This is a genomic window from Pseudomonas sp. P1_F7 (genome assembly GCF_056405655.1).
The window spans coordinates 72,926-87,828 of record NZ_JBFUBR010000003.1 but is presented as its reverse complement, the minus strand read 5'-3'; the positions used below and the strand labels follow the sequence as shown (position 1 = coordinate 87,828).

At 59.3% G+C, this 14,903-nt stretch carries 12 protein-coding genes; 1 reads left to right on the top strand and 11 read right to left on the bottom strand.

Annotated elements, in window-relative coordinates; all coding sequences use genetic code 11:
- Positions 1-89: 89 nt before the first annotated feature.
- From AC1D1M_RS04480 to ppsA, 8 genes are all read right to left on the bottom strand, one after another.
- Positions 90-1,136 (bottom strand): OmpA family protein, encoded by a 1,047-nt coding sequence (locus tag AC1D1M_RS04480; RefSeq protein ID WP_477774721.1) that lies wholly within the window; start codon positions 1,134-1,136, stop codon positions 90-92.
- A gap of 107 nt (positions 1,137-1,243) precedes the next feature.
- Positions 1,244-1,834: an RNA polymerase sigma factor SigX gene (gene sigX, locus AC1D1M_RS04475; RefSeq protein ID WP_015096065.1), complete on the bottom strand. Its 591-nt coding sequence runs from the start codon at positions 1,832-1,834 to the stop codon at positions 1,244-1,246.
- A gap of 90 nt (positions 1,835-1,924) precedes the next feature.
- Positions 1,925-2,749 carry a mechanosensitive ion channel family protein gene (locus AC1D1M_RS04470; protein ID WP_007996721.1) on the bottom strand — a complete coding sequence of 275 codons (825 nt, stop codon included), beginning with the start codon at positions 2,747-2,749 and terminating at the stop codon, positions 1,925-1,927.
- A gap of 2 nt (positions 2,750-2,751) precedes the next feature.
- Positions 2,752-3,000 carry a CrfX protein gene (locus tag AC1D1M_RS04465; protein ID WP_477774720.1) on the bottom strand — a complete coding sequence of 83 codons (249 nt, stop codon included), beginning with the start codon at positions 2,998-3,000 and terminating at the stop codon, positions 2,752-2,754.
- 62 nt (positions 3,001-3,062) lie between these two features.
- A complete protein-coding gene (locus AC1D1M_RS04460) occupies positions 3,063-4,058 on the bottom strand; it encodes a zinc transporter ZntB (protein WP_477774719.1) in 996 nt (331 codons plus the stop codon).
- Positions 4,059-4,085: 27 nt separating this feature from the next.
- Positions 4,086-4,577: a ribonuclease E activity regulator RraA gene (gene rraA / locus AC1D1M_RS04455; protein ID WP_477774718.1), complete on the bottom strand. Its 492-nt coding sequence runs from the start codon at positions 4,575-4,577 to the stop codon at positions 4,086-4,088.
- Between the two features lie 120 nt (positions 4,578-4,697).
- Entirely contained in the window at positions 4,698-5,687 is a 990-nt protein-coding gene (locus AC1D1M_RS04450) for an alpha/beta fold hydrolase (protein ID WP_477774717.1), read from the bottom strand.
- Positions 5,688-5,883: 196 nt separating this feature from the next.
- Positions 5,884-8,259 (bottom strand): phosphoenolpyruvate synthase, encoded by a 2,376-nt coding sequence (gene ppsA, locus AC1D1M_RS04445; RefSeq protein ID WP_477774716.1) that lies wholly within the window; start codon positions 8,257-8,259, stop codon positions 5,884-5,886.
- Between the two features lie 174 nt (positions 8,260-8,433).
- Between ppsA and ppsR the strand changes: the two genes are divergently transcribed.
- Entirely contained in the window at positions 8,434-9,252 is an 819-nt protein-coding gene (gene ppsR / locus AC1D1M_RS04440) for a posphoenolpyruvate synthetase regulatory kinase/phosphorylase PpsR (protein WP_223462935.1), read from the top strand.
- Positions 9,253-9,400: 148 nt separating this feature from the next.
- On the opposite strand, the gene prpD is transcribed toward ppsR, so the two are convergent.
- The 3 genes from prpD to acnD form a co-directional block, all read right to left on the bottom strand.
- Entirely contained in the window at positions 9,401-10,885 is a 1,485-nt protein-coding gene (gene prpD / locus AC1D1M_RS04435) for a 2-methylcitrate dehydratase (RefSeq protein WP_477774715.1), read from the bottom strand.
- Between the two features lie 72 nt (positions 10,886-10,957).
- On the bottom strand, positions 10,958-12,148 hold the full coding sequence (prpF, locus tag AC1D1M_RS04430; protein WP_477774714.1) for a 2-methylaconitate cis-trans isomerase PrpF: 1,191 nt from the start codon (positions 12,146-12,148) through the stop codon (positions 10,958-10,960).
- Between the two features lie 62 nt (positions 12,149-12,210).
- A complete protein-coding gene (acnD, locus tag AC1D1M_RS04425) occupies positions 12,211-14,805 on the bottom strand; it encodes a Fe/S-dependent 2-methylisocitrate dehydratase AcnD (RefSeq protein WP_477774713.1) in 2,595 nt (864 codons plus the stop codon).
- Between the last annotated feature and the right edge of the window lie 98 nt (positions 14,806-14,903).

Below are 14,903 nucleotides of genomic sequence, written 5' to 3'. Positions count from 1 at the left end.
CGGAACTGCGCCAAACCCTCGCTGAAACCCAAATCGCAGACAAAGAAAAGCCCGGCCTGAGCCGGGCTTTTCTCAGAGCTGCGAGCTAATTACTTAGCGTGAGCTTCAACCTGCGCTTCTACGCGACGGTTAACAGCGCGACCAGCTTCAGTTTTGTTGTCAGCAACTGGGCGGGATTCGCCGTAGCCAACGGACTGAACGCGGGACGACTCAACACCGTACTGGTTGGTCAGAACTTGCTTAACGGCGCTTGCACGACGCTCGGACAGTTTCTGGTTGTAAGCGTCAGGACCGACGGAGTCAGTGTGACCTTCAACAGTAGTGGTGGTGGATGGGTACTGCTTCATGAAGTCAGCCAGGTTCTTGATGTCGCCGTAGCTGTTTGGCTTGACTGCTGCCTTGTCGAAGTCGAACTTCACGTCCAGCTCTACACGAACAACTTCAGCAACAGCCGGGCAGCCATCAGCGTCAACAGTTACGTTGGCTGGGGTGTCTGGGCACTTGTCAACGTTGTCGCAAACGCCGTCGTTGTCGCTGTCGGAGCAGACTTCTGGTGCTGGAACCGGAGCAGCGGCAGGCTTGTTGCCGCCACCGAAGTTAACACCCAGACCTACGGAAGGGATGTAGTCCCAACGGCCGTTGTCCAGTTTGTAGTCAGCTTCTACGCCAGCACGAGCGTAGACGTTTTCCAGGAAGTAGTACTTCAGACCAGCGCCAGCAGTCAGGAAAGTCGACTGGTCACGACCGGTGTGGCCGTCAGCGGCTACGTTGGTCAGGCTGCCGTGCTTGACACCACCTTGAACGTAAGGACGCAGAGCGTCGCCAGCGTTGTTGAAGTGGTACTGAGCGTTCAGACCAAACTGGTCGCCTTCGATTTTCTGATTGCCGGTGTTGTTGTTCGAACGGGTGTAGTCATCGTTGTTGTAGGTGAAGTTCAACGATACGTCGTCGGTCAAGAAGTAACCGATGGAGGCGCCAGGAGTGTAGCCGTCTTCAACGTTGTTAACGCTGTCGTTGTACTTCTTCCCGTAGTTGAGCTCGCCTTCAACTGCGCCTTGGCCTTGTGCCAGTGCGCCGAACGAAGTAGCGGCAATAAGAGTACCAATGGCCAAGCCCAAGGTGTTTTTCAGTTTCATCCGTTAAATCCCCATCTGGTGATTGTGAAGCAGTCCCGCAAACCGGGGGACAACTCGGCGGCAAGTCTAACAGAACTTGCCTACACGTAAGAGATATTTGCGCTGAACTAAGTTTCAGCAATGCCTGCAAATTTCTCACGCAATTTATCTAGAGCGCGTTTGTACCGCATTTTTGTTGCACTCAAACCCATATGCATGATGTCTGCGATCTCCTGAAACTCCAGCTCTGCGACAAAACGTAGCACCAGAATTTCGCGGTCAATCGGGTTCACATACACCAGCCAGCGATCAAGTCCGCCCTTTTCCTCAGGTTTCGGCGTCTTTTCTTCGGACGCTTCCTCAAGGGGGTCAAGACTCAATGCGTCCATCAAGCGACGCTTTCGCCGTTCCTTCCGATATTGTGTGATGCACTCGTTGTACGTGATGCTATATAGCCATGTCTTGAACTTCGATTTGCCTTCGAAGTTCTTCAGGCCATACAGCACCTTCAACATGACCTCCTGACAGACATCGTCTGCGTCGCGATCGTTCCCGAGATATCGTGCACACACGTTAAATAATGTTCGTTGGTAACGCCGCATCAGTTCTTCATAGGCGCGTGTTACGTGAAACAGTTCGGTATGCGAGCGCGCGACCAACTCCTCATCAGAGAGCTCGCGGGGGTCGTAGCGCATGGATAACGATTGGGCTTTATTCAAAACAAGTCGGGCCGACAGTCAGGTCAATGTCCGCCGCAGCCAGCATCAGCAGGCATTTTGCGGCGGCATACATTAGCAGGGTTTGCCGGGTTAGCGGCTACTCACATGCTGCTCAAGGAGGATCCGATTGGAAAGAGAGACTAGCTCACCCTCATCGGTCAGCAATGTGGTTTTAACCGTGCCGATCTCTTCGATCTGGCCTTCGACCTCGCCAACACGCACTTGTTGCCCAACCTGGTACAGCTCACGCACGTAGATTCCCGCAAGAATCTGGCCGGCAATTTCCCGGCTTCCCAACCCCATGGCCAGCGCTACCGCCAGACCAACGGTTATCAATACGATCACGATCACATGGTTCAGCAGGTCAGTCTTGACCTCCAACTGGCTGATCGCAACCGAAATACTGATGATGATCACCAGGCCCTGGGCAATTCGACCAAGCCCTGAAGCATAGTCCAGGCCCACGCCTTCTGCCGCTCCACGCACCAGCCCGTTGGCCAGTTGCGCCAGCAAAACACCTACCAGCAACACCAGCGCCGCGCCGAAAACCTTCGGCAGATACAACGCAAGCATATCCAGCGTAGCTGAAACTCGCTCAAGTCCAAGCGATTCTGCGGCGGAAACCAGAAAAATAAGCAGAATGAACCAATAGACGATCTTGCCGATCAGGGTCGAGATAGGCACTTGCAATCCAGCGCGGGACAGCAGCTTGGTCAGGCCAGTGCCGCCCATCAGGCGGTCAAGGCCCAATTTGGCGAGCAATTTGGAAAGCAAGGTGTCCAGCAGTTTGGCCACGACAAAACCCAACAGCAGCACAACCAGTGCGCCGAACAGGTTCGGAATGAAGTTCGCAACCTTGGTCCACAACGCAGTCATTGCAGTGACGAGGCTCTGAGTCCAGAGATCAAGTTCCATATTCAATCAGCCTTATCAGCAGTGCGAGCAGAAGGTTTACGAAGACGGGATACCGGCGCGACATGGGCCGATCCGTTATTCAGGGCGATCATCAGTGCGGGCAACCAGCGCCCCAGCAGGCTGAACAAATCACCGGCGCCAACCTGGCGGTTGGCGGTTTTCAGCACACGCCCCAGGCACGCATCGTCGTCCCGGGTGGACGGTGAGGCCTTGAGCATGTCGCGTAAAGACTGTTCAAACGGATCGTGCATACGCACCTCTCGTGATGTCTGTGGGAGACGCGGTCAGTTTTGGTCGGGTCACATGGTTTCCCTCAGACCCAGCGCAAACGTCGGAATAACCACCACTGCCCCAGCGCCACCGAGACCATCATCAGGCAGGCGATCAGAAAGCCATAAGGGCTGGCAGAGAATGGAATTCCACCGACGTTGATCCCCAAAAGCCCGGTCAGAAAACTCATCGGCAAAAAGATCCCGGTGATGATGCCAAAGCGGTACATCGTGCGGTTCATGCGCACGCTCAACCGGCGGTCTTCCGCTTCCAGGACCAGCCCCACCCGCTCCCGGGTCAATTCCAGCTCTTCGAGGTAGCGAGTCAGGCTGTTGTTCAATTCGTTCCAGTAATCACCATCGTCCTCGACGAACCAGGGCAACTTGATCCGCGTCAACTGCCCGAAAATATCCCGCTGCGGAGCGAGGAAACGCTTCAACGCGGCGGCGCGGCGACGGATCTGCAATACCGCACCGTGCTCCGGCGCATACCGTTCGTCGGCATCGAGCTTTTCTTCTTCCTCATCGACCACTTCCGAGAGGTCACTGACCAGATCCTGCACCTTGTTGGTGAGGTACTGCGCCATGCAAAGGATGAGTTCGGAGGCTGTTTTCGGACCCTTGCCTTCGGACAGTTGCACCAGCAACTCTTCAGTGGCACGCAACGGACGCAAACGCAGGGAAATGACACGCTGGGCAGAGCCGAAGATCCGCACCGACACCATGTCTTCCGGCTCGGCACCGGGGTTCAGGTTGACCCCGCGCAAAAATAGCAGCAGTTCGCTGTCGGAAAGCTGTAAAAGTCGCGGACGGGTGTTTTCTTCGAGTAACAGGTCACAGCTGAATTCGCTCAGACCGCTGGATTTGCGTAACCAGGTCCGGGTTTGCGGATGACTGCGATCCCAGTGCAGCCACAGGCTTTCGTGGGCCTGCAGCTGCAAGTCATCGAGTTCTGTCCGGGCTATCGAACGCGCGCCGCCTCTACCATCCAGCACCAGGGCATGCACCAGCCCCCACTGCGCGTTTTCTTCCTCGAACATCCTCACCCCTTTGGTTGGCTCAACGTTTTATTCAGGCATCTTCAGCGGGATTGGCGAGATGATCACGCCATTGTTGTCCGCATAAATGTATTCGCCTGGACGGAACGTCACACCGGCAAACGTCACCACAACGTTGAGATCGCCGAGCCCGCGCCTGTCGGATTTCCTCGGGTGGCTGGCGAGGGCCTGAACGCCCAGATCGGTCTGCGCGATGATATCGACGTCGCGGATGCAACCGTAGATCACCAGCCCTTCCCAACCGTTTTTCGCGGCTTTCTCGGCCAGCATGTCACCCAGCAACGCATGACGCAGGGAACCGCCACCGTCTACCACCAGCACTTTGCCATCCCCCTTGAGCTCGACCTGCTCCTTGACCCGCGAGTTATCTTCAAAGCATTTGATGGTCACGATTTCGCCGCCGAAGGAATCACGGCCGCCGAAATTGCTGAACATCGGTTCCAGCACCTGCACCAGCTCCGGATAGGCGTCGCACAGGTCAGGCGTGATGTAATGGTTCATCGAGAAACTCCTGTAAGAGGAAGACAATCGAGGATGTCGCAAAGTGACCGGAACAGCTCAATGCGTCATATCTTAGCCGCAAGCCGATCAGAGCGAAATGCCCTTGTTAGAGCGTCAGACTCAAACCGCCGCGGTCAAATCCCGCTGTTCTCCCAACAGCGGTGTCTGCTGATCCGCCAGCCAGCGGGTCACCAACGGCCAGACTTCGGCCTGAGCGGGTTTGCTGACGAGCATTTCAACATGGCCGAAATTGTCGGCGAAACCTTGGTCTCGACCCAGGTTGATAAATTGCTTGTGCTCGGAACCAAACTGCTCGAACAGTTTGCGGCACGCCCACGCAGGATCCTGATGATCACCCGCTGCGCTCACGGCGAGCACCGGCAACTTGACCTCGGCCAAACCCGCCCACCAGTTTTTATCGGCATCGCCAAAGCGCCCGAACAGGCCAAACCAACGCATGCTTTCCAGCGCCAGGCCGATCGGCTCGTCCTCCGGGCCGCGCTTGAGCCTTGAGCCGGACAACTGGGCGAAACGCTTGAGAATGAAGCGGCCGCCCCACTCCACCGGTGGAATCTTCAAGGGCCAGTAAGTGCGGCTGACCTGGGTGCCAAAAAACGCCGCCGAGGCCACGACCGGCTCACCGATGTACTCGCCACCCAGCGCCGCCGCCAGGGTAGTACCGCCCAGTGAGTGACCGATCCAGTGCGGGGCCTGCCCGCTCTGCTCGCGCACGAACGCCCCGATGGCCGGCAAATCATAGCGAGCGTAGTCGGAGACTCGGTTCTTGCGGTAGTCGTGGTTACGCTGGGACAAGCCGTGACCGCGCATTTCCGGAATCCACACGTCGAACCCCAATCGAGCCAGATAAGCGCCCAACCCCAGGCCCTTGGGAGAAAACCAGAACCGGCGATTGGAAAAGCTGCCGTGCAGCAGGATCACTGGCACGCCGCGGGAGGACGGTTCATCGGCCAAGCCGAGACGCGTCACAGCCAGCTCGACGGTGAAGTCAGGGCTGTTGCCGGGCTTCAAACGATACACATCTTCGCTCAGATCACCGCGCCGTTCGGCGCTGATCAGGGCGACAGGAAATAGGTTGCTGCTGCTTTGCATAAGCTCTTGCACAAAAAAGGGCGGCATCCAGAGGAGCCCGCCCTACTTCAATCTCAAAAAGACCGCTCCCTGCAGGAGCGAGCCCTGCTCGCGAAGAACTTCAGGACACCACGTTTATCCAGGATAAACGCGTTATCGTTGACGTCCATCGCGAGCAAGCTCGCTCCTACAGAGAGAGCGGCCCGTTTACACCGGATCAGGCCGAAGCTTGACCTTCTGCCAGGAAGAACCAGGTTTCCAGTACGGAATCGGGGTTCAACGAAACGCTTTCAATGCCCTGCTCCATCAGCCACTTGGCCAGGTCCGGGTGATCCGAAGGGCCCTGACCGCAAATGCCGATGTACTTGCCAGCCTTGTTGCACGCGGCAATGGCATTGGCCAGCAGCTTCTTCACCGCCGGGTTACGCTCGTCGAACAGGTGCGCAATGATCCCGGAGTCACGGTCCAGGCCCAGGGTCAGCTGGGTCAGGTCGTTGGAGCCGATGGAGAAACCGTCGAAGAACTCGAGGAATTCTTCAGCCAGGATGGCGTTGGACGGCAGTTCGCACATCATGATCACGCGCAGGCCGTTCTGGCCACGGGCCAGGCCGTTTTCTGCCAGCAGATCGACCACCTGGCTCGCTTCGCCCAGGGTACGGACGAACGGCACCATGATTTCGACGTTGGTCAGGCCCATCTCGTTGCGCACACGCTTCAGAGCGCGGCATTCGAGTTCGAAGCAGTCGCGGAACGATTCGCTGATGTAACGCGACGCACCGCGGAAGCCCAGCATCGGGTTTTCTTCTTCCGGCTCGTACAGCTTGCCGCCGATCAGGTTGGCGTATTCGTTGGACTTGAAGTCCGACAGGCGCACGATGACCTTTTTCGGCCAGAACGCAGCCGCCAGGGTGCTGATGCCTTCAACCAGTTTCTCGACATAGAAGCCGACCGGATCGTCGTAACCGGCGATGCGCTTGTCGACGCTTTCCTTGATGTCCTGCGGCAGACCGTCGTAGTTCAGCAGTGCTTTAGGGTGCACGCCGATCATGCGGTTGATGATGAACTCCAGACGGGCCAGGCCCACACCAGCGTTCGGCAGTTGCGCGAAGTCGAAGGCGCGGTCCGGGTTGCCGACGTTCATCATGATCTTGAACGGCAGCTCCGGCATGGCGTCCACGGAGTTCTTCTTGATGTCGAAGCCCAGTTCGCCTTCGAAGATGAAACCGGTGTCGCCTTCAGCGCAGGAAACGGTCACGCCTTGGCCGTCTTTCAACAGCTGGGTGGCGTTGCCGCAACCTACCACCGCTGGAATACCCAGCTCACGGGCGATGATCGCCGCGTGGCAAGTACGGCCGCCACGGTTGGTGACGATGGCGCTGGCGCGCTTCATGACCGGTTCCCAGTCCGGGTCGGTCATGTCGGAAACCAGTACGTCGCCTGGCTGGACCTTGTCCATCTCGGACACGTCCTTGATGATGCGGACCTTGCCGGCACCGATGCGCTGGCCAATGGCGCGGCCTTCCACCAGCACAGTGCCGGTCTCTTTCAGCAGGTAACGTTCCATGACGTTGGCCTGGGTGCGGCTCTTCACGGTTTCCGGACGGGCCTGCACGATGTACAGCTTGCCGTCGTCACCGTCCTTGGCCCACTCGATGTCCATCGGGCACTTGTAGTGCTTCTCGATGATCATCGCCTGCTTGGCCAGCTCGCTGACTTCGGCGTCGGTCAGGCAGAAACGCGCGCGTTCAGCCTTGTCGACATCGACGGTCTTGACCGAACGACCGGCCTTGGCCTCGTCGCCGTAGATCATCTTGATGGCCTTGCTGCCCAGGTTGCGGCGCAAGATGGCCGGACGACCAGCCGCCAGCGTGCCCTTGTGGACATAGAACTCATCCGGGTTCACCGCGCCTTGTACGACGGTTTCACCCAGGCCGTAGGCGCCGGTGATGAACACCACGTCACGGAAGCCCGATTCGGTATCGAGGGTGAACATCACGCCGGCGGTGCCGGTTTCGGAACGGACCATGCGCTGCACGCCAGCAGACAGGGCAACCAGCTTGTGGTCGAAGCCCTGGTGCACGCGATAGGAAATGGCGCGGTCGTTGAACAGCGAGGCGAACACCTCTTTGGCGGCGCGAATGACGTTTTCCACACCACGGATGTTCAGGAAGGTTTCCTGCTGGCCGGCGAAGGAAGCGTCCGGCAGGTCTTCGGCGGTGGCGGAAGAACGCACGGCCACGGCCATGTCAGGGTTGCCGGCCGACAGCGTGGCGAACGCGGTGCGGATCTCGGCGTTGAGCTTCTCGGGGAATTCAGCTTCCATGATCCATTGACGGATCTGGGCGCCGGTGCGGGCCAGGGCGTTGACATCGTCGACATCAAGGGCATCAAGGGCGGCGTGGATCTGATCGTTCAGGCCGCTCAGTTCCAGAAAATCACGATAAGCCTGAGCTGTCGTGGCGAATCCACCGGGCACCGATACACCGGCACCTGCAAGGTTACTGATCATCTCGCCCAGGGATGCGTTCTTGCCCCCCACATGCTCTACATCATGGACGCCGAGCTTATCGAGGGAAACTACGTACTCTACCAAGGTGATCTCTCCACTAACTGTGTTGGAAAAGCTCAGAAACCGGCTGCTTAAGTGAGCATTTGCCGGCTATATGGCCTGGACCTGGAAAATAAGTGAGAATGCGGGCCAATGGCGGCCGGCAAATCGCGCCTATCATATCCAAGATTCGTCACTAGCTTAAGGCCCAAGGTGCAAATGAAACGATCTGCTTTCTTTATCTCCGATGGTACCGGCATTACCGCCGAAACCCTCGGCCAAAGCCTTCTGGCGCAGTTCGAAAACATTACCTTCAGCAAAGTCACGCGGCCGTACATCGACAACGTGGACAAAGCGCGGGCCATGGTACAACAAATCAACAAAGCCGCCGAAACCGACGGCTTCCGTCCGATTATCTTCGACACCATCGTCAATCAGGACATTCGTGAGATTCTCGCAACCTCGAATGGTTTCATGATCGACATTTTCTCGACGTTCCTGGCACCGCTTGAACAGGAACTGACCGAGCATTCTTCCTACACCGTCGGCAAGTCCCACTCCATCGGCTCCAACACCAATTACATGGAGCGCATCGAAGCGGTGAACTTCGCCCTCGACAACGACGACGGCGCCCGCACGCACTATTACGACAAGGCCGACCTGATACTAGTGGGCGTGTCGCGATGTGGTAAGACGCCGACGTGCCTGTACATGGCCATGCAATTCGGTATCCGCGCAGCCAACTACCCGCTGACCGAAGACGACATGGAACGCCTGCAACTGCCAAACGCCCTGCGCGCCCACCAGCACAAGCTGTTCGGCCTGACCATCGACCCGGACCGCCTCACCGCGATCCGCAACGAGCGCAAGCCCAACAGCCGCTATTCGAGCTACGCCCAGTGCGAGTTCGAAGTGCGCGAGGTCGAGAACCTGTTCCGCCGCGCAAACATCCCGCACATCAACTCCACGCATTTTTCCGTGGAAGAAATCTCCGCGAAGATTCTCGTGGAGAAAGGTGTGGAGCGGCGGTTCAAGTAACCCTCTATCGCCTGTTCTGGCCTCATCGTCGGAACGCCGCCCGGAGCAAGCTCGCTCCCACAGGTTTTGCTGGTGTTCGCAAATTTTGCATTCACAACAGAAACCTGTGGGAGCGGGCTTGCCCACGATGAACGATGACGCGGTCTAACTAAATAACAAACAAATCCACAAACCGGTTCACTGGTGTCGCCTCAAGCTTCTGCTGATCCTTGCACAGCGCGAAAATCTCTTCGCTACGCTGACCGGTGAATCGTGTCAGCAAGTTCGCCCTGAATTTCTCCTCCAGCAACGGAATACCTTCAGCCCGACGCCGACGATGCCCAATCGGGTATTCCACGACGACGTTTTCCGTGCTCGAACCGTCCTTGAAAAACACCTGCAGCGCATTGGCAATCGAGCGCTTGTCGGCCTCCAGATATTCCCGGGTGTAACGTGGTTCCTCGACGATAACCATCTTGTCACGCAGCACATCGATGATCGGATGCGCCGTGTGGAAATCGTCCTCGTAGTGCTCCGCCACAAGATTGCCGAAGGCCAGCGGCACGGCGGTCATGTACTGGATGCAATGGTCGCGGTCGGCGGCGTTGGCCAGCGGCCCGACCTTGGAAATGATGCGGATCGCCGACTCGTGGGTGGTGATGACGATTCGGTCGATTTCATGCAGACGATTGCGCACTTGCGGATGCAAGGTCACCGCCGCTTCGCAGGCCGTTTGCGCATGGAACTCGGCCGGAAAACTGATCTTGAACAGCACGTTTTCCATCACATAACTGCCAAACGGTCGAGAAAAACTGAATGCACGTTTGTCTTCAGGCTTGAGCGCCAGGTCATTGTTGGTGTGGCTGAACAATACGTCGTAAAAGCCCCACTGCCTGGCACTCAACACGCCGGGAATACCCATCTCGCCACGCATCGCAATATCCGCCAGGCGCACGCCACGACTGGACGCATCACCCGCCGCCCAGGACTTGCGCGAGCCGGCATTCGGCGCATGCCGATACGTGCGCAAGGCCTGACCATCAGCGAACGCGTGGGACAACGCCGACAACATCTGCTCGCGATTGGCGCCCATCAGCTTGGCGGTGACCGCGGTTGAGGCGACTTTGACCAGAATCACGTGATCGAGGCCGACACGGTTGAACGAGTTTTCCAGGGCGATCACGCCCTGGATCTCGTGGGCCATGATCATTGCCTCGAGCACCGTGCGAACGGTCAGCGGCGCATCGCCATTGCCCTGGCGTTTTTGCGACAGGTGATCGGCCACCGCGAGAATGCCGCCAAGGTTGTCCGACGGATGCCCCCACTCGGCGGCGAGCCAGGTGTCGTTGTAGTCGAGCCAGCGCACGATGCAGCCGATGTCCCACGCCGCCTTGACCGGATCCAGCCGAAAAGACGTACCGGGAACCCGGGCGCCGAACGGCACCACGGTGCCTTCGACCACGGGCCCCAGGTGCTTGGTGCATTCGGGGAAACGCAGGGCCAGCAAGCCGCAACCCAAGGTATCGATCAGGCAGTTGCGCGCGGTATCCAGCGCCTCTTCGGACTCGATCTTGAAGTTGAGAACGTAATCGGCAATGTCCTGCAGGACCTTGTCGTAGTCCGGACGGTTGTTCAGGTCGACGTTGGCACTCATGTTCGATTCACTCTATGAAGTGGGTCGTTGATGGGACCTCGGTTCAGGGCAATGTAGGGGTTCGGTGCCGGATTAGAACGAGTCGCCTGGCACGCGAACGAAACCTTCCATCAACACCCGCGCACTGCGACTCATGATCGCCTTGTTCACGGTCCATTCGCCGTTGATCTGGCTGGCCTCGGCGCCGACGCGCAGGGTGCCGGACGGATGACCGAAGCGCACCGCGTTGCGTTCGATACCGCCCGCCGCGAGGTTCACCAAAGTGCCGGAAATCGCTGCGGCCGTACCGATCGCCACTGCCGCCGTGCCCATCATCGCGTGGTGCAATTTGCCCATGGACAGTGCACGCACCAGCAGGTCGACATCGCCTGCGGCAATCGCCTTGCCGCTGGACGCCACGTAGTCCGCCGGCTTGGCGACGAAAGCAACTTTCGGAGTGTGTTGGCGCTTGGCCGCTTCGTCGACGTTGGAAATCAGGCCCATGCGCAATGCGCCGTAAGCGCGGATGGTTTCGAACATCAGCAAGGCTTTCGGGTCGCCGTTGATCGCGCCCTGCAACTCGGTGCCCTTGTAGCCGATGTCTTCGGCATTGACGAAAATCGTCGGGATGCCGGCGTTGATCATGGTCGCCTTGAAGGTACCGACGCCGGGCACTTCCAGGTCATCCACCAGGTTGCCGGTAGGGAACATCGAACCGCCGCCACCCTCTTCGTCCGCCGCCGGATCGAGGAACTCGATCTGCACTTCGGCCGCCGGGAAGGTCACGCCGTCGAGTTCGAAATCACCGGTTTCCTGCACTTCACCATTGGTGATCGGCACATGGGCGATGATGGTCTTGCCAATGTTGGCCTGCCACACGCGAACCACCACCACGCCGTTGTGCGGGATGCGGCTGGCGTCCACCAGACCATTGCTGACGGCGAACGAACCGACCGCCGCCGACAGGTTGCCGCAGTTGCCGCTCCAGTCCACGAACGGCTTGTCGATCGACACCTGACCGAACAGGTAGTCGACATCGTGATCGGCCTTGATGCTTTTCGACAGGATCACGGTTTTGCTGGTGCTGGAGGTCGCGCCGCCCATGCCGTCGATTTGTTTATCGTACGGATCCGGGCTGCCGATCACGCGCAGCAGCAAAGCGTCGCGGGCCGGGCCTGGGACCTGTGCCGCTTCAGGCAAATCCTTCAGGCTGAAAAACACGCCTTTGCTGGTGCCGCCGCGCATGTAGGTGGCGGGAATCTTGATCTGCGGTGCGTGAGCCATGGTGCTCCTTACTCCTTGAAATGAGACACGGGACCCAAGGTCCCGTGTCCGTACAGCCTGTGTTAAACGGCAACCGCCGACTCTTCGAGGAAGTCCTGGGCGAAGCGTTGCAGCACGCCACCGGCCTCGTAGATCGACACTTCTTCGGCGGTGTCGAGGCGGCAGGTCACCGGCACATCGACGCGCTCGCCATTCTTGCGATGGATCACCAGTGTCAGCTCGGCACGCGGGGTGCGGTCGCCAATCACGTCGTAGGTTTCGCTGCCGTCGATGGCCAGGGTATGGCGGTTGGTGCCCGCTTTGAATTCCAGTGGCAACACGCCCATGCCCACCAGATTGGTGCGGTGAATACGCTCGAAACCTTCGGCGGCAATCGCTTCCACACCCGCCAGGCGCACGCCCTTCGCTGCCCAGTCGCGGGACGAACCCTGACCGTAGTCGGCACCGGCGATGATGATCAGCGGCTGTTTGCGATCCATGTAGGTCTCGATGGCTTCCCACATGCGCATCACTTTGCCTTCCGGCTCGACACGGGCCAGCGAACCCTGCTTGACCTTGCCGTTTTCCTGAACCATTTCGTTGAACAGTTTCGGGTTGGCGAAGGTCGCGCGCTGCGCGGTCAGGTGGTCACCACGGTGAGTCGCGTAAGAGTTGAAGTCCTCTTCCGGCAGGCCCATTTTCGCCAGGTATTCGCCAGCGGCGCTGTCGAGCATGATGGCGTTGGACGGCGACAGGTGATCGGTGGTGATGTTGTCCGGCAGCACTGCCAGCGGGCGCATGCCCTTGAGTGGACGGGCGCCGGCCAACGCACCTTCCCAGTACGGCGGACGGCGGATGTAGGTGCTCATCTCGCGCCACTCGTACAGCGGCGCGACTTTCGGACCGGTGTCTTCGTGGATGGCGAACATCGGGATGTAGACCTGACGGAACTGCTCAGGCTTGACCGACGCCTTGACCACTGCGTCGATTTCTTCGTCGCTCGGCCAGATGTCTTTAAGGCGGATTTCCTTGCCATCCACCACGCCCAGCACATCTTTTTCGATGTCGAAACGGATGGTGCCGGCAATGGCGTAAGCAACGACCAATGGCGGCGACGCGAGGAACGCCTGCTTGGCGTACGGGTGAATCCGGCCGTCGAAGTTGCGGTTACCGGACAACACGGCAGTGGCGTACAGGTCGCGGTCGATGATCTCTTGCTGGATCACCGGGTCCAGTGCGCCGGACATGCCGTTGCAGGTGGTGCAGGCGAAGGCCACGACGCCGAAACCGAGCTTGTCCAGCTCATCGGTCAAGCCGGCTTCGTCGAGGTATAGCGCGACAGTTTTCGAACCCGGCGCCAGGGAGGACTTGACCCATGGCTTGCGGGTCAGGCCAAGCTTGTTGGCGTTGCGCGCCAGCAGGCCGGCGGCGATCACGTTGCGCGGGTTGCTGGTGTTGGTGCAGCTGGTGATGGCGGCGATGATCACCGCGCCGTCCGGCATTTGACCCGGCACATCGTCCCATTGACCGGAGATGCCTTTGGCTGCCAGATCCGAAACCGCGACTCGGGCGTGCGGGTTGCTCGGGCCAGCCATGTTGCGCACCACCGAGGACAGGTCGAAGGTCAGACCACGCTCGTATTGCGCGCCCTTCAGGCTGTCAGCCCACAGGCCGGTCTGCTTGGCGTAGTTCTCGACCAACTGCACCTGCTCGTCTTCACGGCCGGTGAGCTTGAGGTAGTCGATGGTCTGCTGGTCGATGTAGAACATCGCCGCGGTGGCGCCGTATTCCGGAGCCATGTTGGAGATGGTCGCGCGGTCGCCGAGGGTCAGCGCGGAGGCGCCTTCGCCGAAGAACTCCAGCCACGCGCCAACGACTTTCTGCTTGCGCAGGAACTCGGTCAGCGCCAGCACCATGTCGGTGGCGGTGATGCCCGGTTGCAGCTTGCCAGTCAGTTCGACGCCAACGCTTTCCGGCAGACGCATCCACGATGCGCGGCCGAGCATCACGCTTTCGGCTTCGAGACCACCGACACCGATGGCGATCACGCCCAACGCATCGACGTGCGGGGTGTGGCTGTCGGTGCCGACGCAGGTATCGGGGAAGGCCACGCCGTCACGCACCTGGATCACCGGAGACATTTTCTCCAGGTTGATCTGGTGCATGATGCCGTTGCCCGGCGGGATCACGTCGACGTTCTTGAACGCCTTCTTGGTCCAGTTGATGAAGTGGAAACGATCTTCGTTACGACGGTCTTCGATGGCGCGGTTCTTCTCGAACGCTTCGGGATCGAAGCCACCGCGCTCGACGGCCAGGGAGTGGTCGACGATCAGTTGGGTCGGCACTACCGGGTTGACTTGCGCCGGGTCACCGCCTTGCAGGGCGATGGCGTCACGCAGGCCGGCGAGGTCGACCAAAGCGGTCTGACCGAGAATGTCGTGGCACACCACGCGAGCCGGGAACCACGGGAAGTCGAGGTCGCGCTTGCGCTCGATGAATTGCTTCAGGGATTCGGTGAGCGTGGCCGGGTCGCAGCGACGCACAAGGTTTTCCGCCAGCACACGGGAGGTGTACGGCAGGGTGTCGTAGGCGCCAGGCTGGATCGCCTCGACTGCCGCGCGGACGTCGAAGTAATCCAGGTGGCTGCCGGGCAGCGATTTGCGGAATTCAGTGTTCATCGGTCAGGACTCGGTCACGGTAGTTACAAAAGGTGGGGCCTGGCACCAGACTTGAAGTTCACACCATCCACTGTGGGAGCGAGCTTGCTCGCGATAGC

Excerpts from the sequence above, each read along its gene's own strand:
- ppsR (WP_223462935.1), top strand. The coding sequence starts at position 8,434 with ATGAAACGATCTGCTTTCTTTATCTCCGATGGTACCGGCATTACCGCC.
- AC1D1M_RS04470 (WP_007996721.1), bottom strand. The coding sequence starts at position 2,749 with ATGGAACTTGATCTCTGGACTCAGAGCCTCGTCACTGCAATGACTGCG.
- prpF (WP_477774714.1), bottom strand. The coding sequence starts at position 12,148 with ATGGCTCACGCACCGCAGATCAAGATTCCCGCCACCTACATGCGCGGC.
- acnD (WP_477774713.1), bottom strand. The coding sequence starts at position 14,805 with ATGAACACTGAATTCCGCAAATCGCTGCCCGGCAGCCACCTGGATTAC.
- prpD (WP_477774715.1), bottom strand. The coding sequence starts at position 10,885 with ATGAGTGCCAACGTCGACCTGAACAACCGTCCGGACTACGACAAGGTC.
- rraA (WP_477774718.1), bottom strand. The coding sequence starts at position 4,577 with ATGAACCATTACATCACGCCTGACCTGTGCGACGCCTATCCGGAGCTG.
- AC1D1M_RS04460 (WP_477774719.1), bottom strand. The coding sequence starts at position 4,058 with ATGTTCGAGGAAGAAAACGCGCAGTGGGGGCTGGTGCATGCCCTGGTG.
- AC1D1M_RS04450 (WP_477774717.1), bottom strand. The coding sequence starts at position 5,687 with ATGCAAAGCAGCAGCAACCTATTTCCTGTCGCCCTGATCAGCGCCGAA.
- AC1D1M_RS04465 (WP_477774720.1), bottom strand. The coding sequence starts at position 3,000 with ATGCACGATCCGTTTGAACAGTCTTTACGCGACATGCTCAAGGCCTCA.
- AC1D1M_RS04480 (WP_477774721.1), bottom strand. The coding sequence starts at position 1,136 with ATGAAACTGAAAAACACCTTGGGCTTGGCCATTGGTACTCTTATTGCC.